The following is a 21,000-nucleotide window of genomic DNA, read 5'->3' as shown; positions in this document are numbered from 1 at the left end:
GGCTGGAAGCGGGTATCATTCTTCTTGGACCGGAGAAAACCGTCCTGGCCGTCAATGACTGGTTCTCCCCTTACTGCAGTTTCCCCTGCAGGGAAATAGTAGGGAGCACCATCGACGACCTGTTTCCGGGACAGGGCAAGGCCCAGCTCGGCCGCTCCATCCATGCCGCCCTGAAACACGGTATCCGCTCCATCCTGTCGCCGGACATGAATTTGAATCCGTTGCCGCTTGTCTGTCCGGACAGCAACGGACGGAGCAATATCGCCGCTCCGCTGCCCCATTCCATCACCGTCAAGCCGGTTGCCGGCACTGACGGCCGCCCCCACTGTCTGGTCCAGGTCAACAAGGTCGCCCCGACCACACTCCGGGAAGCCATGTTGTATGAACAGACCAGGCGCATGAGTGAATTGACCGAGAATCTCCGCCTTGCCAAGGAAATTGCGGAAAAAGCTAACCAGGCCAAATCCGAATTCCTGGCCCTGATGTCCCATGAACTGCGCACACCGCTCAATGCCATCATCGGTTTTTCCGACATCCTCTGCGACGAGATCCTCGGCCCGCACGAAATTCCCCAGTATAAGGATTATTCGATCGACATCCGCGAAGCCGGTCAGCACCTGCTCAATGTCATCAACGATATCCTCGACCTGTCCAAGATCGAAGCCGACCGCTTTGATTTGTGCGATGATGTGGTCGATGCGGTCGAAGTGATCATGACCGTGGAAAATATGGTCAAAAATTCCCTCAGCAAAAACGAGCTGACCCTGACCAGCAGCTATCCGGACACGTTGCCGGACCTGCTGGCCGACCGGCGCTCGCTCAAACAGATGCTGCTCAACCTGGTGTCAAACGCCATCAAATTCACCCCGCCCGGCGGCGCCATCGAGGTCAAGGCCGGCCTCTCGCCCCAGGGCGAGGTGGAATTCATGGTCCGGGACAGCGGCGTCGGCATCCCGGAAGAAGACCAGGAAAATATCCTCGAACCCTTCACCCAGTCCAGTTCCCACCTGACCCGGACCATCGAAGGTACCGGCCTCGGCCTCGCCCTGGTCAAGAAGATGATCGAGATGCACGGCGGGCGCATCGACCTCAAGAGCCGTCTCAATCAGGGCACCACCATCGTGCTCACCTTCCCGGCCGAGCGGGTGATTCACTATTAGACGCCTCTATTTCCATCTGGTCCCGTGGTTTTTTTCTGCTATGATCGCCAAAACCGAGGGGCGGCCCTGATTTCGCCCGGATCAACCAGAATAATAAAGTCCATGTCGACAGCAGAGACCTTCATCTTTTCAGATTTCCACTATGACCCGGCGACACGCCGGCTCCGGCTGGGCTACGGCTTTGACGACGGCAGCCAGTTTGTCGAGGAAATCCGCTTCGAGGGCGCGCGCACCAGCCTCAGTCCGGAGGAGACCGACGCGCTGACCGCCCTGTTCCGCCAGCTGCACCTGGCGGCCGGAATCAGTTATTACAAAGCCTGGTGCCCGGCGAAAATCGAGGTCAACACGGGACCGCTGAGCCGGGCCGAGGCGGATTTCTTCAGCAAATTCTACCTGATGGGCCTCGGTGAATTTGCCGTCGAAAATGACCTGGACCTCCGGGAACGGATCAATTTTCCGGTCAGCGCCGATGTCGCGCCAAAGGCAGCGCAGCTGAAACTGCCGAATATGAATGCGGTGCCGGTGGGCGGCGGCAAGGACAGCATCGTCAGTATCGAGGCTCTGCGTCATGCGGGCAAGCCGCAGCGGCTGCTGGCGGTCAATCCGGGTCGCCCGATCCTGGAGGTGATGGAACGGTCCGGGATCCCCGATCCGATCATCATGCGGCGCAAGCTGGATCCGCGTCTGTTCGAACTCAATGAGCGCGGCGCGCTCAACGGTCATGTGCCGATCACCGGCATCCTGTCCTTTGTCATGGCGGCGGGGTCAGTGCTGTATGGCTATGACCATATCGTCATGTCCAACGAACAGTCGGCCAACGAAGGCAACATGGTCTGGAACGGGCTGGAGATCAATCACCAGTACAGCAAGTCGCTGGAGTTCGAACGGGATTTCACCGCCTACCTGCAGGCCCATGTCCTTGAAGGGCTGACCTATTTCTCCCTGCTGCGGCCGCTGAGCGAGACCGGCATCGCCTGCCTGTTTGCCCGCGCGCCGCAATATTTCGACGTGTTCAAAAGCTGCAACCGCAATTTCCATATCGATGAAGGCGTGCGCCGGTACGGCTGGTGCTGCGACTGCCCCAAATGCCGCTTTGTCTATCTGGCGCTGGCGCCCTTTGTCGGCAAAGAAAAACTCGTCGCGATTTTCGGCCATGACATGCTCGACGACCCGGCCCAGGAGCCCGGCTTTCGCGAACTCTGCGGGCTCGAGGGCCACAAGCCGTTCGAATGCGTCGGCGAGATTGCCGAATGCCGGCTGATCATGAAGAGCCTCGCCCTGCAGCCGGACTGGCAGCACAGCAGGCTGGTCGGCACGCTGGCCGCAGAAATCAGTGAACCGGGCCTGACCCCAAAAGCACTGGAACAGGAGGCGCTGAAAATGAGCCCCAACCACCAGCTGCCCCCGGCCTACAAGGAGCTTCTCGATGACTTTGCAGGAGCTTGAACGCGCCCGGATCGCCGTCTGGGGCCTGGGCAAGGAGGGCCATTCGATGCTGGAATGGCTGCGCGCCCGGTTTCCGGACAAGCCGGTCACGGTCATTGCCGACCGTTTCAACGGCAACCTGCCGGACGGGACCCGCTTCCTGACAGAGGCGGACCTGCCGGACCATATCAAAGACTTTGACGTGGTCATCAAATCGCCGGGTATAAGCCTTTACAAGCCGGAAGTCAGGGCGCTCAAGGATGCGGGTGTCAGAATCACTTCCGCCACCAACATCTGGTTTGCGAACCATGCCAAAGACAACAAGGGCGGCACCACCATCGCCGTCACCGGCACCAACGGCAAAAGCACCACCAGCGCCCTGGTCCATCATATCCTCAAGACGCTGGGCAAAAAGGTGGAGCTCGGCGGCAATATCGGCGTGCCGCTGCTCGACCTGGAGCCGGGCGCCGACTTTTATGTCATCGAGCTCAGCAGCTACCAGACCGCCGATCTCATGCATGCCCCCGACATTGCCGTGCTGCTCAACCTGTTCCCGGAGCATATCCAGTGGCACGGCGATCACGATACCTATTACCGGGACAAGAAACATCTGGTCGAGTTTCCGGACTCAGACGTGGTGCTGAACGCCGCGGATGCGTTGACCCGCAAGCTGGTCTCGCGCAGTCACAAGGTGCACTGGTTCAATACCCCGGACGCCCTGCACCTGCAGGGCCCGCACCTGGAGAAGGGCCATCAGGTGATCGGCCTGCTGGAGGAGTTCCCCCTGCCCGGGCGGCACAACAAGGAAAACCTCTGCGCCGCACTGACCATCTGCGATGTGCTGGGCCTCGACCTCAAAGCCTGCTTCAAAGCGGCGAAAAGCTTCCACGGCCTCCGGCACCGGCTGCAGAAACTGCCGCAAACCGGGCCGCATCAATTTATCAATGACAGCATTTCCACTACGCCGGAGGCCACCGCCGCGGCGCTGGAGGCGCTGGCCGGACACCGGATCACCCTGATTGCCGGCGGCCAGGACCGGAAACAGGATTTCACCGAACTGGCCAAAGCCATCTCGCGGCTCGGGCTCAACGCCCTGATCACCGCCTATGAGACCGGCGACCGGCTGGCCGATGAAGTGGAGCGGAGCTGCCCGGATTGCCCGGTGAGACGGGTGGCGGATCTGGCCGCCGCGGTGAAGCTCGCCCGCGAGGTCACGCCGGAAGGCGGCCTGATCCTGCTCAGCCCCGCCGCCCCCAGCTATGACGGCTTCAAGAACTTCGAGGAGCGGGGCGATAAATTTATGGAGCTGGCCTCAAGCGGCTGAGCCGGGCAGGGAGATGGTGATGCGGGTGCCCTTGCCGGTCTCGCTGTCGATCTCCATGGTGCCGTCATGCAGCTTGACCAGGGAATCCACAATCGCCAGCCCGAGGCCGATCCCTTCCTGGGAAATCTGGGGATCGACATGGCCCCGTTCAAACCGTTTGACCACATCGCCGATTTTATCCCTGGCAATACCCCGGCCACGGTCGGTGACCGAAAGGACGGTCCTGTCGTCACGCTGCTCGATTTTCAGGAAAACCCTGGTGCCGGGATCACTGAATTTTACCGCATTGGACAGCAGGTTGACGATGATCTGGATGATCGCCCGCTTGTCGCACCAGACGCGCGACGGGGCGTTTGCGGTATCGGTCTCGATGGTGATATCCTTCTGTTCGGCCAGGATCGTCATGACCGACAGGACTTCGGCGATGATCCAGTCCGTCTCGACATTTTCCCTGTCGAGCCTTCTTTCGCAGGCGTCAATGGCCGACAAGTCAAGAATGTCGCGTATCAGGTCAAGCAGGAAGGCGCCCGACGCATAGATATTTTCCGCATAACTCATATATTGCGGTGAAATATCCTGTTGCAGAACATTGTCCCTCATCACATCGGAAAAACCGAGGATGGCATTGAGCGGCGTCCTCAGTTCATGACTCATATTGGCCAGGAAGCGGGACTTGGCCATGTTCGCGGCCCGGGCCTCCTCGAGCGCCAGGGCAGTGGCGCGCTCATTCTTTTTGGCTTCGGTAATATCCCGGCACACGGCATAGAGGGCGGGCTGTCCCATAAAGGGAACAGCCGACAGGGTGACTTCGACCGGAAACTTTTCACCGGATTTTTTCTGGTGCATCCATTCAAAGCGATGATAGCCCGTGTCAAAGGCGGCCTGCATCATCTGCGCCGCTTTTTGGGCCGAGGGTGTGCCGCAGGGCTGAATTTCCGGTGACACATCAGCGGGGTGAAGCACCTGCATTTCTTCCGGCGAAGCATACTGAAAAACATTCGCGGCGGCGGCGTTGCACAGCAAAAAACCGTCCTTGTTCAACAGCATCATCGGATCTTCCGACAACTGGAAAAAGGACCGATAGGTCGCCTCGTTTACGGCCAGCACCCGCTTGCTCTGCTTCAGGGCCTCCAGCGCTTCCCACTGCGACAGCCGGGACGCCAGCATCGAGGCAACGGTCTCGAGAAATTCGAGATGCTCCGCGTTAAAAAATCCCTTCTCGCTGCTTTCGCAGTCAATCACGCCGAACAGCCGGTTTTCATCAATGATCGGCACGGTGATTTCCGACTGCATATGGCGCAGGTCGGCAATATAGCGCTCGTCGCTGGTGGTATCGTTGACAATTTCGCTTTTACGGGATTTGGCGACATAGCCGGTGATCCCCTGGCCGTAAGGGATGGTGATCGGGCTGACAATCTTGTGGTCCGGCGCCTGTTTATCGCCATGGGCGGCAACCTGGACCAGAATGTTCCGGGCCGGATCATATTCATAAATGACACAGTCTTCGAAGCCGAGCTGGCTCACCACTTCTTCGGCGATATACCAGATCAGGTCGCTTTTGGCGGGAAGCCGGATCAACTCTTTGGCGAAAGACCGGAAAATCTTGAAATGAGACTGTGTAACCACCGGGAAACTTCCACTTTGGAAAAGCGCGCGTAACTGCCGCGCTTCTACTCATAAACATCACTTTAAGAACTAATATATAACAGTTAAGACAAAATTAATAAATACAGACTTCCCCCGCTGCCGGGACGCACCGGCTTGACCCCGTGGCCCGGAGTTCCCATCTATAGACCATGAGCCGCTTTACCTATTTTGCCTATGGATCGAACCTGTTGCCGCACCGGCTTGAGGCCCGCTGCCCCAGCGCCCGCTTCCTCGGGGTGGCGACAGCCGAGGGCTTCGGCCTCGATTTTTCCAAGATCGGCCAGGATCGTTCCGGAAAGGCAACAATTTTTGAGGCCGGGAATTCAAAAGTGATCGGCGCCCTGTTCGAGCTTCATAGGGACGACCAGCCGGCGCTCGACCGTTTTGAAGGCAGAGGCTATGGCTATGACCGCCATGACGATTTCGAGGTGGTGACGCTTGGCGGACAAAAGGCCGTCAGCTGCCGCACCTATATCGCCCCGGACGAACACCGGGCCGAGGATCTACTGCCCTGGGACTGGTATCTGCAGCTGGTGCTGGCCGGCACACTGCATCATGACATGCCCGAAGACTATGTCGCCCGTTTCCGGGCCCAGAGCCATGCGCCCCACCATGACGAGGCCCACCCGGGCCGCAAGGAGGCCCATGAAATTCTCAGGGCCGCGGGCTATCACAATCTGCGCCCCGGGGCAGGCTAGTCCTTAGTCGGGCTTGTGAGATTTTTCGCGCAGTTTTTCCATTTTCTGCTGATATTTCCGCTCCGCCTTCTGACGTTTTTTCTCGAATTTGGCCCGGGCCTTTTCCATTTTCTTCGCCCGCTTTTCCGGGTTGCTCTCGCGCCGGGCTTTCTCCATGTCTCGCTCATAGCCGGACTGAGCCTTGTTCATGTTGCGCTGATATTCCTCTTCGAGCCTGGCCCGTTCCTTGTGCATCTTGTCACGCTTCTGTTCGGCTTCCCGGTGGCGCTGTTCCATCTCCTGGCGATGTTCGCGCATTTCCTCTTCACGCTCGCGAGCCTGTTCCTCCACCTCTTGACGATGCTCACGGGCTTCTTCTTCCCGCTCACGGGCCTGGTCCGCCCTGTCCTTCTGATGAATTTTCGTACCCTCATCACCGGGATTCTCGAACGGCCGGGCGCTGGCCCCTGCCGTCTGCACCAGAGTTGCCGGCACCGCCAGCACCAGGGCGAAAATCACCAAAGTCAAAATGCGCATGTCAGTCTTCCTTTCACAGGGCGGCCCTTCCGAACGACCGCCGAACAAATTCAGGTAAGTATATCAGCATGTTCTGTTATGGACCAGCACGGAAGCGGTCAGTTTTTCGTCGGGATGTCCTCGGGCTTCAGGCCCGCTTTCATCTGCTCGGAAAAACTGACCCAGGCGCATTTATTGTCCAGCATGGCGTAAAAGGTCGGGTCGGGCAGCGGATCCTCGGCAAAGCAGCCGCCGGCGACGCCGGTCATGCCGGCAAAGATCTCCACCTGCCAATAGAGCGTGGTGCCGCAGTTGCGGCAGAAATGCCGTTCCTGCTTGCCGTGATCGTTACTGAGCGCATAGATTGCGGTGTTGTCCGAGACGACCCGGACGTCCTCGGCCCAGAAATAGGCCGAGATGCCAAAGGCGCTGCCGGTCCTCTTCTTGCAGTTGTTGCAGTTACAGACCCCGTGCAGCGCGGGCTCGCTCGATACTTCCACCACACAGGCCCCGCAACAACATTGTGCTTTTCTGGTCATGGTTCCTTCGTTAAACATTGCTAACTATTTGTTTAATTTGCTAAACTTTTTCCAACTCAATCTTTGAAGGTCTAGATGAAATATCAGCTACAATCTCGGATACCAGGACATCTCGTCTACCGAGAATTTCCAGAGCTTCAGCTTGCCACACTAAATCACCGGGATTATTGAAACTTGCACGAACTTCTTTTATCGCACGTACAGCGCCGCAAGCCCATGTGCGAAACTTTTCTAAGTTATAATAATAACTTTCACCCAATAGACCGTGAGCTTGTTCGTTAATTTTGGTGCATGGTGTTATTAACACACTTATCACGCTTACATCGTCTCGGATTTTTTTGTTTTCCCTCAACCAATCTGGATGGCTAGAAACTTGCCTAGCTTTTTTAGAGCCAAGCGTCGTATCTGAATCACCATCACTATGAGCTTCAAATACTATACATTGGTCATCCGATATCCACCAACCATCTGGTGCTCCGTCAGTCTCCTCATTGTAAGCATCAAAACCAAGCAACTCACCCAACTGCTTCAAACCAGTTTCAAAAACCGAATATTCGTTGGATAAGATATTATCTACAATGGACTTTATGTGTGCATCAAATTTGATATGATTTTTAGGTCCCATATGGTCGATCAAATTTTCGATATTAGTCAGTTGAAAAATATCACTTGTAGACGCATTTGATTCCGAAGAAGCTTGTTTTCTACTCAAAGGAATTAACCATTGAAGCGTTGGTGCAGCATCCCTAGCTTTCTTGTAGTGTTCCTCTGCCCTATCCCTATAACTTGGGTTTAGCTCGCTCGCTAGATCACATGCAGATCCAGCCAGATAGTGCCACCAAGCTCTATAACCTCTAAGCCCAGACGGCCCGTTTATAATGCCTAAAATTAATTCTGCCGCCTCAACCGCTTTCTCATAATCGCTATTCCAGAAGTGCTTCTGATACTGTATTTCGCTTCGCACACTTTCCTGCAAGATATCTATGCTAGGGAAATCATTTGCTTCCGCGTCATTACGATAACTTATTATCTCTTCCTCAACCTCAAACCAATCCTCATCATGCTCTAAAAAGATGCCCATATTTTCTAGGAAATCATCCAAAGACATTTCATTCGACTGTTCTTTGCCGAACTTTAATTCTGCCTGCAAATTTGGATGTAAGTACTGAGTATTTTTTTCATTGATGAGATAATCTGGAATATCTTTCCCTAGGATCACAACAGCAGAATAATCTTCCAAGCTTCGAGTGCACCGTCCAACTGCTTGCACCACTCGGGTCTGAACTCGCTCATTGAATATTATGGATGCAGCCATTTTATCCATCAAGAAACGCTCATTCAGATTCATAGCTCTTGGTAGCCCCTCAACGAATAAAAGACGACAGGCTTCACCTCGAAAATCGATCCCATCATATCTATTAGCTAAAACCGCTGCGGCTAGATTTTCATCAATAAAACTCTTTTTGGATTCTTCCAAAGACTTTGCATCATAAATTTTTATACTTGGGATTTTGGAAATTTTGGAAACGACTTTCTCTCTTTGCTGTAAACTGGGCACAAGATAAAGAGATCGACCTCCCTTAAGCATCAGTTTTTCAACAAGATCATCGCATTTAGATTCATCCAACGTTAAATCGGGAAAAGTGAAAAAACGTCGACCAATGCCGTGTAGCTTAAAAGAATCTGGAGCAGGTATTTTCAAGATATTACTTCTTCCCGTAATTCTCTCTAAATCTCCTCCTTTGCTGAAAGTAGCTGACATGTATAGTCTTTGCTTGGGAGATGAGAAAGCATCGTGCTCCCAAGTTGGAAATAGCGTCGGACGAAGCAAAATTTCCGATGAAGAAATAAAAATATGGCAGGAATGAAAATTGTTCCTTAGGGCCTGCCATGAATAGTTTAGTTCAGCGCTTTCAGCATGTGTTTCCAATAAGGAATAAAGCATATCCCTTATTTCATTGAAATTCCGAGACGGTATTTTATCCACCCAAGAAGCATCAGCTGGTTTTGGAAATTTACCAACCAACCGGTCTTGATCGACTGGGCGCAAGAACGGGTTAATCAAATTTGACACAAGCTCATGCAGACGCTTGTGTTTTTCATTCAAGCGCTCAATTGATAATGACCAATATTTTCCTATATAATTTTCACAAGCATGGGCGTCATCAAGTATAAGTAAATCAGCACCACGGAAAAAAGGATTCGAATTAAAGAGACTACTATAAGTGGTTACCGATACACTGTTATTAAATGTGTAGTTACTTCTTTGCTCGGGTGTATAATTCCTAGCTGAACCCGTGTAACCAATTACATTAAGCCCATAGTTATTTTTTGCTTCCTCGACTACTTGGTTTACCAACTGCTTGGTTGGACACAGGAAAACGGTTTTCTCTTTAAACTTCCTTCTTCTCCATTCTGCGATCAGCAAACCAACCAGCGTTTTTCCACTTCCTGTAGGCAACTCAAGAGCAACATCTGTGGGATCTATCCCCATCCTTGCATACTCTCTTAACATTTCACCCTGGTGCAAAAGAACATTAGAGTATTTACGTGCACTTAGTTCCAGAAACAGTTCTTCAGGCGACGCCGGAACAGATATATCTTTTTTTGCTTTTTTAAACGCCATAGGAATTCCCCTATTTGAGAGATGGAGATTTCTAAAAGCCCCACTCCCCAGAAAATACTTTTAGTAGAAGGTTAAGCCATTATTTCTATCTAATGCGATGATGGTGTTTTTCAACTCTGCTAATAAAAATGATTCATAAACTTTCTCTCTTGTTTTATTTCCATATTTCTGGAAATATAAAATCATGAAAGAAACAACTGTGGTAAATATGCTCTCTGCCCTGGCGCAGGAAACCCGACTCAGCCTGTTCCGGCTTCTGGTCAAGGCCGGGCGCGCGGGCCTCAATGCGGGGACACTGGCGGAAAAGCTGAAAACCCCGAACTCCACCCTGTCCTATCACCTGTCGGCACTGGAACAGGCCGGGCTGATTTCGTCCGAGCGCCGGCAGCGGCAGATCATCTATACCGCCAATTATGCCAAGCTCGAGAAATTCCTCGGTTTCCTGGTCGAGGACTGCTGCCAGGGTTCGGGCGAGATCTGCCTCTCCGTCGAGCAAACCACCCGCAAGATCAAAGGGAAAAAGTGACATGACCCGCATCGCCCTTAACGGATTTGGCCGCATGGGCCGGCTTTTGCTGCGTGTTTTGCTTGACCGGCCCGCACTGGGCGACGGGCTCGAAATCTGCCTGATCAATGAAAGAGACGGCACCAGCGAAACTGCCGCCCACCTGCTGGAATTCGACAGTGTGCACGGCCGCTGGGACCAGGATGTGCGTTTCGAGGACAACAGCCTTGTTGCCGCCGGCCATGTCATCCCCATGAGCTTCCATGATGATCTCGAGAGCCTGGAGCTGGAGAATATCGACATCATGCTGGAATGCACCGGCGCCTTCCGTAAGCCGGAGCAGTTGCAGACCTACCTGGATAAAGGCGTGAAAAAAGTCATCGTCGCCGCCCCCGTAAAAAACAATGTGAAGGGAGAGCGCGACGACATCCTCAACATCGTCATGGGCGTCAATCACGAGCAATACGAGCCCGCCCGGCACGACATCGTCACCGCCGCGAGCTGCACCACCAATTGCCTGGCGCCGGTGGTCAAGGTGATCCAGGAAAACCTCGGCATCCGTCACGGGAGCATCACCACCATCCATGACGTCACCAACACCCAGGTCATGGTCGATGCGCCGCACAAGGATCTTCGCCGGGCCCGCTCCGGCCTGATGTCGCTGATCCCGACCTCGACCGGCTCGGCCACCGCCATCACCATGATCTATCCGGAGCTTAAAGGCAAACTCAACGGCCTCGCGGTGCGGGTGCCGCTGCTCAACGGCTCGCTCACCGACTGCGTATTCGAGGTCGAACGCGAGACCACGGCGGAGGAAGTCAACGCACTTTTGCGCGAGGCGTCGGAATCCAGCCTGCTGGATATCCTCGGTTACGAGGAAAAGCCACTGGTCTCGATCGACTATGTGGATGACCCGCGCTCCAGCATTATCGACGCCCCCTCGACCATGGTGGTCGACGGCACCCAGGTGAAAATCTACGCCTGGTATGACAATGAATGGGGTTATGTCAATCGCATGGGCGAGCTCGCCCGGCTTGTCGCCGATACGCTGCCGGAATAATCATGTCGGCCACCTCCCCTAATCCTTGGCGCAACTACAGCGTCGTCACCGCCGCCTACTGGGGTTTCACCCTCAGTGACGGTGCGCTCCGCATGCTGGTGTTGCTGCATTTCCATGCCCTGGGTTACAGCCCGCTGGAGCTCGCCACCCTGTTCCTGTTGTATGAAGTGATGGGTATGGTCACCAATCTCATTGGCGGCTGGGTCGGCAGCCGGCTCGGGCTCAATTTCACCCTTTATCTCGGGCTCACGTTGCAGGTCGCGGCCCTGCTGCTGCTCTCCCTGCTCAATCCCGCCTGGTCGGTCTCCTTCTCAGTGCTCTATGTGCTTTTGGTGCAGGGCCTGGCCGGGGTGGCCAAGGATTTCACCAAGATGAGCGCCAAGAGCGCGCTCAAGCTGATCGTGCCCTCAGAAGAGGAGGGAGGAAAAGAAGGTGCGCTGTTCAAATGGGTGGCGCTGCTGACCGGCTCCAAGAATACCCTCAAGGGCGTGGGCTTTTTCCTCGGCGGCTTCCTGCTGAGCTGGCTCGGCTATGCCCCCTCCCTCTATGTAATGGCGGCGGTGTTGGCGGGGGTCCTGCTCGCCTGCCCGCTGGTGCTGCCCCGCGGCTTCGGCCAGCTCAAGAGCAAGGTCAAATTCGCCGCCATCCTGTCGAAAAGCCGCAACATCAATATCCTGTCCGCCGCCCGGCTGTTCCTGTTCGGCGCCCGGGATGTCTGGTTCGTGGTCGGGCTGCCGCTGTTCCTTTATGACATCGCCGGCTTCAGCTTTACCGCCACCGGCACCCTGATGGCGGCCTGGGTGATCGGTTACGGCTTCGTCCAGGCCGGCGCCCCCGCCGTCCTGCGCGCGGGGTCCGGTCTGCGCGGCCTGAGCTGGATTGTCCTGCTCGCCGCCATCCCCTTCGCCATGGTGCTGCTCGGCCGGACCGGGCTTGACTTCACCGTCATCGTGCTGGCGGGTCTCGCCCTGTTCGGCATCATCTTTGCCGTCAACAGCGCCCTGCACAGCTACCTGATCCTGCGCTATTCGGAACGCGACCATGTGGCGCTCAATGTGGGCTTTTATTATATGGCCAATGCGGCGGGACGGCTGCTGGGCACGATCCTGTCCGGCCTCGCCTATCAGTGGGGCGGGCTCATGGTCTGCCTGCTGGTCTCCGGCGCCATGCTGCTGATGGCCGCCCTGTTCACCCTGTTCCTGCCCCGCATTCCTCACGCGCAAGCCGCCTGATCCCCCCTTCTCAGATTCCGGCCTCTCTGGCATGGACCTAGGTCTATGCTCCGTCCGTCCTCCTTTTTTGGCACAATGCGGCAACGCACAAAAATGGAGGTAGATAATGTTTGGACTGATGCAGGACCGGCCACTCTTGATTTCATCGCTGGTGACCCACGCGGCGCTCAACCATGGCAGGCGGGAAATCATTTCCAGGACCCTTTCCGGCGACATTCACCGCAGCAGCTATGGCGAAGTGATCCGGCGCGCGGGACAGCTGGCCCATGCCATGGCCAGGCTCGGCATCTCCCCCGGCGATGTGGTCGGCTCGCTGGCCTGGAACGGCTATCGCCACCTGGAAATATACTACTCCATCTCCAGTATGGGCGCGGTGCTCAACACCATCAACCCCCGCCTGTTCGAGGAGCAGCTCACCTACATCATCAATCATGCGGAAAATAAATATCTGTTTGTCGACCTGAGCTTCGTGAAGATGCTGGAAAATATCCGGGACCAGATCCCGGCGGTAAAGGGTTTCATCCTGCTCGCCTCTGCCGATGAGATGCCGGACACGAGCCTGCCCGATGCGATCTGTTACGAGGAGTTGATCGCCGGCGAGCCGGAAAGCTACGACTGGCCCGAGTTCGATGAGAATACCGCCGCGGTACTTTGTTATACCTCCGGGACGACCGGCGATCCCAAAGGCGTACTCTACAGCCACCGCAGCACCATCCTGCATACTTTCTCCCTCACCCAGCAGGAGGTATTCGACATCGGCGGCCGCGACAGCATCCTGCCGGTGGTGCCCATGTTCCATGTCAGCGCCTGGGGCCTGCCCTACGCCGGGGCCATGACCGGGGCCAAGCTGGTGTTTCCCGGCGATGATGCCGGCGGCGAGAATATCCTCAACCTGATCGAGAGCGAGGGCTGCACCAAGGTGCTCGGCGTGCCGACCGTGTGGCTCGGCCTGCTCGATCATGTCAAAAGCCTGCCGTCCCGTGACTATACCGGCCTGCCACTGAAACATTTTCTGATCGGCGGTTCGGCGGTGCCGCGCTCCATGCTGGAGGAACTGGAGCGCAGCTTCGGCGCCACCGTGCTGCAGGTCTGGGGCATGACCGAGATGAGCCCGATCGGCACCGTCGCCCACCTGCTGCCCGAGCATGAAGGCCTTTCCGACGACGAGAAAATGGCCCGCAAGCTGACCCAGGGCCGGGTCGCCTTCGGCATCGACATAAAGATTATCGACGAAGACGGCCAGGAGCTGCCGCGGGACGGCGAAAGCTTCGGCCGGCTGATGGTGCGCGGTCCCTGGATCACCAAGGGCTATTTCCGCCGCGATGACGTGACGGTGCTGGACGAAGACGGCTGGTTCGATACCGGCGACGTCTCCACCATCGACCCGGACGGCTATATGACCATTGTCGACCGTTCCAAGGATGTCATCAAGTCCGGCGGCGAATGGATCTCCTCCATCGACCTGGAGAATGCCGCCGTCGGCCATCCGGACATTTCCGAGGCCGCGGTGATCGGTCTGCCGCACAGCAAATGGCAGGAGCGGCCGCTGCTGATCTGTGTCGCCGTCCCGGGCAAAAGCCCGACCAGGCAGGAGGTGCTGGATTACCTCTCGGACCGAATCGTCAAATGGTGGATGCCCGACGAGGTGGAGTTCATCGACGAAATGCCCCATACCGCCACCGGCAAGATCCAGAAAATGCAGCTTCGAGCCATGTTCAGGGGACGTACTCTGGGATGATTTCTGTCATCATAACGCCATAAAATTTTCCGCCCGGTGTCATATTTGCCTGATAGGAATAACCTGTATCAGGCAAAAGGGTAAGAATCATTGCTGAAAGAAAACAAGCGTAAGTACAGGTCGCTGTTCCTCTCTGATATTCACCTCGGCACCAAGGGGTGCAAGGCCGAATATCTTCTCGAATTCCTCAAATATCATGACGCGGACACCATTTACCTGGTTGGCGATATCGTCGACGGCTGGCGCCTGCAAAAGGGCTGGTACTGGCCCCAGGCCCATAACGACGTGGTGCAGAAAATGCTGCGCAAGGTGCGCAAGGGCGCGACCATGTATTATGTTACCGGCAACCATGACGAATTCCTGCGCGACTATCTCGGCAGCCACCTCGGCGGTATCGAAGTGGTCAACGAGGTGATCCATGAGGACGCCAACGGCAAGAAATACCTGGTGGTGCACGGCGACGCCTATGACGGCGTGATCCTCAATGCCAAATGGCTCGCCAGGCTCGGCGACTGGGCCTATGAGACCGCCCTGAAGCTCAACAACTTATACAATTTCTGCCGCCGCAAGCTGGGCTTCGGCTACTGGTCGCTCAGCGCCTACCTCAAGCTCAAGGTCAAGAATGCGGTCAAATTCATGACCGATTTCGAGGACATCCTGGCCCAGGAAGCCCGCAAACGGGAGCTGGACGGCGTCATCTGCGGCCATATCCACCACGCCCAGATCAAGATGATCGACGAGGTTGTCTATATGAATGACGGCGACTGGGTGGAAAGCTGTACCGCGCTGGTGGAAAATATCGACGGCACCTTCGAGATCATCAACTGGGCCGAAGAACGCAAAGCCATGCTCAACCTGGATAAAGACATAAAGAAAAGCAAAAACAAAGAAGAAGAAAAAGACATGGAAACCCTGGTGGCCTGATGAAGATATTGATTGTTACCGACGCCGCCCCGCCCCAGGTCAACGGTGTCGTCCGCACCCTGACCCAGCTGCAGACCGAATGCGCCGAGCTCGGCCATCAGGTTGATTTTATCACCCCCGGCGACTGCTTCACCCTGCCCAACCCGCTGTACCCGGAGGTGCGCCTCAGCCTGTTTGCGGCCAAAAACATCCGCGACTATCTTGACCGGGAGCAGCCGGACGCCGTTCATATCGCCACCGAAGGACCGCTGGGATGCGCCGCCCGCCGCGTCTGCATCAAGGAAAATCTGGCCTTTACCACCAGCTATCACACCAATTTCCCGACCTATTTCTACCAGAAAATGCGCGTTCCGCGCGCCCTCAGCTACAAAGTGATCCGCTGGTTCCATAACGCCTCTGCCGGCGTCATGGTTGCCACCGAAGCGGTCAAACAGGAACTCAGGGATTTCAACATCACCAACCTGATGGACTGGACCCGCGGCGTCGATACCAGTCTGTTCCGCCCGACCGGGGAAAAGATCATGGAGCTCAAAGGTCCGGTCTATATCCATGTGGGCCGGGTGTCGCTGGAAAAGAATATCAACGAGTTCCTCGACCTGGATCTGGACGGCACCAAGGTGGTGATCGGCGGCGGCCCGGATCTGGAGAACCTGAAAAAGAAATATCCCGACGCCATCTTCACCGGCCCCAAATTCGGCGAGGAACTGGTCCAATATTATAACCTCGGCGATGTGTTCGTCTTCCCGAGCCGGTTCGACACTTTCGGCCTGGTGCTGCTGGAAGCGCTGGCCTGCGGCGTGCCGGTGGCCGCCTATCCCGTCAACGGACCCATCGACGTCATTGGCGACAGCGGTGCCGGCGTCCTCGACCATGACCTCCGGAAGGCCGTGGAAGGCGCGCTCAAAATTTCCCCCGATTTTTGCCGTGAATATGCCAGCAGCTTCTCCTGGCAAAATTGCGCCCAGCAGTTCCTCGACAACCTGGTGCTGATCGGGGATACCCGGAAAGCAGCCTAGGAACTCTCCAGACAGATTCCTGTGATTTCTTTTGCGAGATTCAGGGCCTGCTCTCTGCTCTCCTCCAGAACCATAAAGTTCAGATGCTGTCCTCCGGTCGGCTGCAGGAATACCGCGCCATACTCTCTCTCCGGTCGTTTTAACAGCCAGCTCCCGAGGGCCGCAATAATGTCCGGAAAAGGCCGGGCATGGCGGCCATACAGATATTTCTGGACGCAGACTGCAGCCCCCGGTTTCTCGGAAAATCTCAACCGGTTTAACAGGGTCATGGGGATAGACACCCCGCCCCAGCGGGCATTGCATTCGATCCAGTGAATCTTGCCCCCACCCGCCTCTTCTGCCAGAACGATGGCGTCAAAACTGATTCGTCCGAAATAATTCAGAAACTGAAAAAGCAGCGCCAGCCGTTGTCCCTGTTCAAGCAGGCTTGCCATGATTTCTTCCGGCAAGCGAGCCGGTTCGGCCCCAACGAATTCACCGCGGTCGCCAATGAGAAACTGATTAAAAACGCCTTCAATCACAGGCGGACCTTCCTTCGCGTCAGGAATCCACACCTGGACCGAAGGATTGTCCGTCACCGGCTGCTCCCAGACGCAAAGCAATATCGGGAACTGGTGACGCCAGCCGATATTTATCAGATGGGCCTGCAACTGAAGTTGGATCTCCTCCAGACTGTGCCCGTTGAATCTGTCGCTGGGAAACAAAAGGTTTCCCATCGACCCGCCGCTATTGGTCAGTTTGACCATCAGATGTTTATTTTCCCCGGCCAGTTTCCTGATATGGGCGGCTGCGGCAGACAGGTTATATTCAGCAAAGGTTGGCGGCAGCGCCTGAGGACCGATCACCTCCCTGACGCGCTCTGCAAACCACAATTTGTCATTCGCCAGCCTGCTCAAGTCCGGCAGGGGACCGGCTACCCGGATGGTCTCTTCGGACTCCCTGGCCAGAGATCGGGCCAGGGACCAGGCGTCCCCTGTGCTGATGAAAGGCACAAGATTTAATCCCCCTGCCTCCCGCGTCCGTTTAACCAGGCGCTCCATTATTGCCGGATCGCGAATACATTTTGCCGCGAGTGTTTCTGCCTTTTGTCCCTTTCGGGAAGTCAGTTGCAGGATTTCAGGGGTGCCGAGAGCAGGGAATTCCCGGAGATAGCGTTCATAATTTCTGTCCCGATCACGGGACAATAAGTAGAAATCCCCGTCGCCCGCCAAGGCCAGGGAGCGATATTCGAAATCCCTGGCGCCTTCCTCGGTGGTCAACAGGATGTCACGATGATCTTCAAAGAAGACGCTGGGACCGGAACTCCAGCCCGACACCACGCCTTCCCCGACAAACAAACCCGCATCAAACTGCGGATTTTCCGCCAGCATTTTTTTCGCAAGCTCCCTGACCTTGCTGCGGGCCTTCTCGGGCAAACAAAAATCGTAAGAGGGCACAACTGGCCAGGGAGCAGAACACTCTGTTCCTGCAGGTTTCGTAGCCATTATTCAGGTGTCTGGGATTGCCCGGCAACCCCAGACCAGGAAGGGGCGACCTTCCGCCAGTATTCCAATCGCTCGAGAAGTTTTTTGGTATCCTCCTCATCCAGCCCCCCCATGGCGCCGAACAGTTCACCGCATTCAGAAACATGATCTGACATATGATCAACACGAGTGACAAAATCAGAGGCCCTCTGGTCCGATTGAAAATCCTCGTCCGGCGCATCCATAACATCGGCAACGAGCCGCAAACCCTCCTTATGATCCCTGTACATTTCCTCCACCTCTTCCTCGTCCAGAAAAGCTTTGAGGGCAGGATAGAAATCTTCCTCTTCAAAAGCGATGTGGGCGCCGGCCTCGCGGTTCAATTGTTGAGCCTGATGGCGGGCGCCTTCCCAATCCCGCGCCACAAGCCTTTCCCGAAGCGAATGCAGGCCCCGACCGAGAAGTGCATGGTCTTCCCGGAACGCGTCAAAAAGTTTCTGCTTGCTGTTAGGTGTCATGGTCGCCTCCACTATATGTTATTATCATAGACGGCATAAGATTCCCAGCAATGACCAGGATCAAGCAATGTGCAGATTATACGGGTTTATGGCGACAGAACCGACCAAGGTGGAATGCACCCTGGTCCATTCCCAGAATGCCCTGATGGCACAAAGTCGAAGCGACCTCAAAGGATACAGCCATAGCCACGGTTGGGGCCTGGCTGCCTACCAGAATCATATTCCCGAGACGGAACGACAGGCCTGGGCCGCCTATCACGGCGAACATTTCCAGCGGGCGGCGACAAAGGTTTATGCCCATACGGTCATCGCCCATGTCCGCCGGGCTACTGTCGGCGGGGCCAAACTGGAAAACACCCACCCCTTCTGTGACGGAAGGTGGGTTTTCGCCCACAATGGAACGGTGCCCAACTTCGACCAGGTCAGAGAAAAAATTCTCCTCGCCACGGCGCCGGAGCACCGGAATCAAATCAAGGGTGAAACCGACAGCGAACATCTTTTCCGCTATGCCCGTACCCTGATTGACAGAGAGGAAAAGCCGGAAATCTCCCGAATTGTCAGAAAGGTCGTCCAGGATGCGGAATCCTGGGCATTGGAGATTGACCCTGAGGCCCGACCCGGCTTAAATATTATATTGTCAAACGGTGAAGAACTGGCCGGATCCAGGCTTGGCAGATCACTTGTATTTGTCGTCCGGAGTGGTCTCTACGATTGTGAAATATGCGGATTTCCCCATATCCATCATGATCCTTCAAAAGACTACAAGGCCATTATCATTGCTTCGGAACCCCTGACCCATGAAAAATGGACGGAAGTCCCGGAAAGGTCCATATGGAAGGCAGAACTGGAAAAACCCCTGTTGAAAATTACGCCACTTGATCCATGACAATGAAATCCCCACGTCAGAGTCGGAAAGTGGTAAAAAACGCAAAGGAGCAAATACCATGGAACAACCCATCCAGATTGTGTTCGACAGTCTTGACGCCAGCCCGGCAATGGAACAGCAGATCAAGGAAAAAAGTACCAAGCTGGAGCGCTTTTTTCGCCATATGACAGATGCCAAGGTGATTGTTTCCAAAAATCATAAACACCACGTCAAGGGTAATGAATTTCACGTCACCATCGAGGTCAACGTGCCAGGCAAGAAACTGGTGGTCAGCAAGGCCCCCGGCACCCACGAGCGCCACGAAGAACTTCTGCCGACCCTGAACGACGCCTTCAATGCCATGGCCCGCCAGCTTGAAGAATATGCCCGCAAGCTTCGCGGTGAAATCAAGCATCACGAGATGCCCCCCCAGGGCCGTATCAGCAAACTCCTGCCCGAAGAGGGATACGGATTCATCTCAATGACAGACGGACGGGAAATCTACTTTCACCGCAACAGTGTCATTGGAGAGGGATTTGATGCCCTGACGGAAGGCTGTGCGGTGAGGGTCGTCGTGGACAGTGAGGAAAGTGATCAGGGTCCCCAGGCCAGCACGGTCGAGGCGACCGGAGAGCTTAAATTCGTCGACGAGCCAGAGCGGCAGGGCAGCGGACGCTAACGCCGGCCGGATCAGAGGTCGAGGGTGACCTGAGCAAACCTCATTCCACGAAAGGGAAAGGTCTGGACAAAATGTCTACCTTTCCCTAAATAACTTATCTTACACTTTGGAATTATTTTAACAGGGAGTTCCCAGATGTCAGATGTACGGCATTCGCGACTTATTATTCTAGGTTCCGGTCCCGCCGGATATACCGCTGCCATTTATGCAGCCCGTGCCATGCTGGAACCCCTTCTGATCCAGGGCATGCAGCCCGGCGGTCAGCTCACCACCACCACCGACGTGGAAAACTATCCCGGCTTTGCCGACGTGATCCAGGGTCCCTGGCTGATGGAACAGATGCAGAAGCAGGCCGAACATGTGGGTACCGAGATGGTGGCCGACTATATCATCGATGTGGACTTCTCGAAAAAGCCTTACACCCTCAAGGGCGACAGCGGCCAGGTTTACACCTGTGACTCGCTGATCATCTGCACCGGCGCCCAGGCCCGCTGGCTCGGCAATCCCAGCGAGGAAAAATTCAAGGGCTTTGGCGTTTCCGCCTGCGCCACCTGTGACGGTTTCTTCTATCGCAACAAGGAAGTGGCGGTAATCGGCGGCGGCAACACTGCCGTTGAGGAGGCCCTGTTCCTGACCAACTTCGCCAGCAAGGTGACCCTGATCCACCGCCGCGACGAGCTGCGGGCCGAGAAAATCCTGCAGGACCGCCTGCTCGCCCATGAAAAGATCGAAGTGATTTGGGATCACGAACTGGACGAAGTTCTCGGCGACGAGAATCCGCTTGGCGTGACCGGCGTGCGCCTGAAAAGCACCAAGACCGGCGAAACCCGGGAAATTCCGATCCACGGCCTGTTCATCGCCATCGGCCATGCCCCGGCGACCGAACTGTTTAAAGGCAAGCTCGACATGAAGGACAACGGCTATCTGATCACCGCGCCGGACAGTACCAAGACCAGCATGGAAGGCGTTTATGCCGCCGGTGACGTGACCGATGATATCTTCCGCCAGGCAGTCACTTCCGCCGGCATGGGCTGCATGGCGGCCCTGGAAGCGGAAAAATATCTCGCACATTAATTGCCAGACAGA

19 protein-coding genes (1 of these 19 cut by a window edge) are annotated in these 21,000 nt (G+C 55.8%); 13 read left to right on the top strand and 6 right to left on the bottom strand.

The window, feature by feature from the left end; all coding sequences use genetic code 11:
- From FIV46_RS13860 to murD, 3 genes are all read left to right on the top strand, one after another.
- Positions 1-1,160, top strand: partial view of a sensor histidine kinase gene (locus FIV46_RS13860; RefSeq protein WP_139941538.1) — the 3' portion only. Its footprint begins 139 nt before the window's first position; 1,160 of the gene's 1,299 nt are visible here — the last part of the coding sequence; its start codon lies off the left edge, out of view; its stop codon occupies positions 1,158-1,160.
- Positions 1,161-1,262: 102 nt separating this feature from the next.
- Positions 1,263-2,606, top strand: a complete 1,344-nt coding sequence (locus FIV46_RS13855) for a MurL-like N-terminal domain-containing (protein WP_139941537.1) — start codon at positions 1,263-1,265, stop codon at positions 2,604-2,606.
- Positions 2,587-3,909, top strand: a complete 1,323-nt coding sequence (gene murD / locus FIV46_RS13850) for a UDP-N-acetylmuramoyl-L-alanine--D-glutamate ligase (protein WP_139941536.1) — start codon at positions 2,587-2,589, stop codon at positions 3,907-3,909. Before FIV46_RS13855 ends, murD begins: the two co-directional genes overlap by 20 nt.
- On the opposite strand, the gene FIV46_RS13845 is transcribed toward murD, so the two are convergent.
- On the bottom strand, positions 3,898-5,535 hold the full coding sequence (locus FIV46_RS13845; RefSeq protein WP_139941535.1) for an ATP-binding protein: 1,638 nt from the start codon (positions 5,533-5,535) through the stop codon (positions 3,898-3,900). The genes murD and FIV46_RS13845 overlap by 12 nt on opposite strands.
- A 170-nt stretch (positions 5,536-5,705) precedes the next feature.
- Here FIV46_RS13845 and FIV46_RS13840 point away from each other — a divergent pair, with 170 nt between their 5' ends.
- Positions 5,706-6,254 carry a gamma-glutamylcyclotransferase family protein gene (locus tag FIV46_RS13840; RefSeq protein ID WP_139941534.1) on the top strand — a complete coding sequence of 183 codons (549 nt, stop codon included), beginning with the start codon at positions 5,706-5,708 and terminating at the stop codon, positions 6,252-6,254.
- Positions 6,255-6,257: 3 nt separating this feature from the next.
- On the opposite strand, the gene FIV46_RS13835 is transcribed toward FIV46_RS13840, so the two are convergent.
- From FIV46_RS13835 to FIV46_RS13825, 3 genes are all read right to left on the bottom strand, one after another.
- Positions 6,258-6,770: a hypothetical protein gene (locus tag FIV46_RS13835; protein ID WP_139941533.1), complete on the bottom strand. Its 513-nt coding sequence runs from the start codon at positions 6,768-6,770 to the stop codon at positions 6,258-6,260.
- 98 nt (positions 6,771-6,868) lie between these two features.
- Positions 6,869-7,288, bottom strand: coding sequence for a GFA family protein (locus tag FIV46_RS13830; protein ID WP_181163245.1), 420 nt, complete (start codon positions 7,286-7,288; stop codon positions 6,869-6,871).
- A gap of 40 nt (positions 7,289-7,328) precedes the next feature.
- Positions 7,329-9,914 carry a DEAD/DEAH box helicase gene (locus tag FIV46_RS13825; RefSeq protein WP_139941531.1) on the bottom strand — a complete coding sequence of 862 codons (2,586 nt, stop codon included), beginning with the start codon at positions 9,912-9,914 and terminating at the stop codon, positions 7,329-7,331.
- 184 nt (positions 9,915-10,098) lie between these two features.
- Here FIV46_RS13825 and FIV46_RS13820 point away from each other — a divergent pair, with 184 nt between their 5' ends.
- The 6 genes from FIV46_RS13820 to FIV46_RS13795 all read left to right on the top strand — a co-directional run bounded on the left by FIV46_RS13820 (position 10,099) and on the right by FIV46_RS13795 (position 16,389).
- Positions 10,099-10,440, top strand: a complete 342-nt coding sequence (locus FIV46_RS13820) for an ArsR/SmtB family transcription factor (protein ID WP_139941530.1) — start codon at positions 10,099-10,101, stop codon at positions 10,438-10,440.
- Position 10,441: 1 nt separating this feature from the next.
- Complete coding sequence (locus FIV46_RS13815) at positions 10,442-11,479, top strand: ArsJ-associated glyceraldehyde-3-phosphate dehydrogenase (protein ID WP_139941529.1); 1,038 nt, start codon at positions 10,442-10,444, stop codon at positions 11,477-11,479.
- 2 nt (positions 11,480-11,481) lie between these two features.
- Positions 11,482-12,711, top strand: coding sequence for an organoarsenical effux MFS transporter ArsJ (gene arsJ / locus FIV46_RS13810; protein WP_139941528.1), 1,230 nt, complete (start codon positions 11,482-11,484; stop codon positions 12,709-12,711).
- A gap of 106 nt (positions 12,712-12,817) precedes the next feature.
- Entirely contained in the window at positions 12,818-14,449 is a 1,632-nt protein-coding gene (locus tag FIV46_RS13805; protein ID WP_139941527.1) for a long-chain fatty acid--CoA ligase, read from the top strand.
- A gap of 90 nt (positions 14,450-14,539) precedes the next feature.
- A complete protein-coding gene (locus tag FIV46_RS13800; protein WP_219846131.1) occupies positions 14,540-15,373 on the top strand; it encodes a UDP-2,3-diacylglucosamine diphosphatase in 834 nt (277 codons plus the stop codon).
- On the top strand, positions 15,373-16,389 hold the full coding sequence (locus FIV46_RS13795; RefSeq protein WP_139941526.1) for a glycosyltransferase family 4 protein: 1,017 nt from the start codon (positions 15,373-15,375) through the stop codon (positions 16,387-16,389). Before FIV46_RS13800 ends, FIV46_RS13795 begins: the two co-directional genes overlap by 1 nt.
- On the opposite strand, the gene FIV46_RS13790 is transcribed toward FIV46_RS13795, so the two are convergent.
- Together FIV46_RS13790 and FIV46_RS13785 are read right to left on the bottom strand one after the other, a co-directional pair.
- Entirely contained in the window at positions 16,386-17,804 is a 1,419-nt protein-coding gene (locus FIV46_RS13790; protein WP_139941525.1) for a preATP grasp domain-containing protein, read from the bottom strand. The two genes, FIV46_RS13795 and FIV46_RS13790, sit on opposite strands and share 4 nt — an antisense overlap.
- A 68-nt stretch (positions 17,805-17,872) precedes the next feature.
- Entirely contained in the window at positions 17,873-18,370 is a 498-nt protein-coding gene (locus tag FIV46_RS13785) for a hemerythrin domain-containing protein (protein WP_139941524.1), read from the bottom strand.
- 67 nt (positions 18,371-18,437) lie between these two features.
- Here FIV46_RS13785 and FIV46_RS13780 point away from each other — a divergent pair, with 67 nt between their 5' ends.
- From FIV46_RS13780 to trxB, 3 genes are all read left to right on the top strand, one after another.
- Entirely contained in the window at positions 18,438-19,256 is an 819-nt protein-coding gene (locus FIV46_RS13780; protein ID WP_139941523.1) for a class II glutamine amidotransferase, read from the top strand.
- Between the two features lie 58 nt (positions 19,257-19,314).
- A complete protein-coding gene (locus FIV46_RS13775; RefSeq protein WP_139941522.1) occupies positions 19,315-19,914 on the top strand; it encodes an HPF/RaiA family ribosome-associated protein in 600 nt (199 codons plus the stop codon).
- Positions 19,915-20,049: 135 nt separating this feature from the next.
- On the top strand, positions 20,050-20,988 hold the full coding sequence (gene trxB, locus FIV46_RS13770) for a thioredoxin-disulfide reductase (RefSeq protein ID WP_139941521.1): 939 nt from the start codon (positions 20,050-20,052) through the stop codon (positions 20,986-20,988).
- Positions 20,989-21,000: the final 12 nt, after the last annotated feature.

The sequence above is a fragment of the Emcibacter nanhaiensis genome (assembly GCF_006385175.1).
Lineage (GTDB): Bacteria > Pseudomonadota > Alphaproteobacteria > Sphingomonadales > Emcibacteraceae > Emcibacter > Emcibacter nanhaiensis.
The sequence above is the reverse complement of the archived record's forward strand: the minus strand, read 5'-3'. Positions and strand labels throughout refer to the sequence as shown.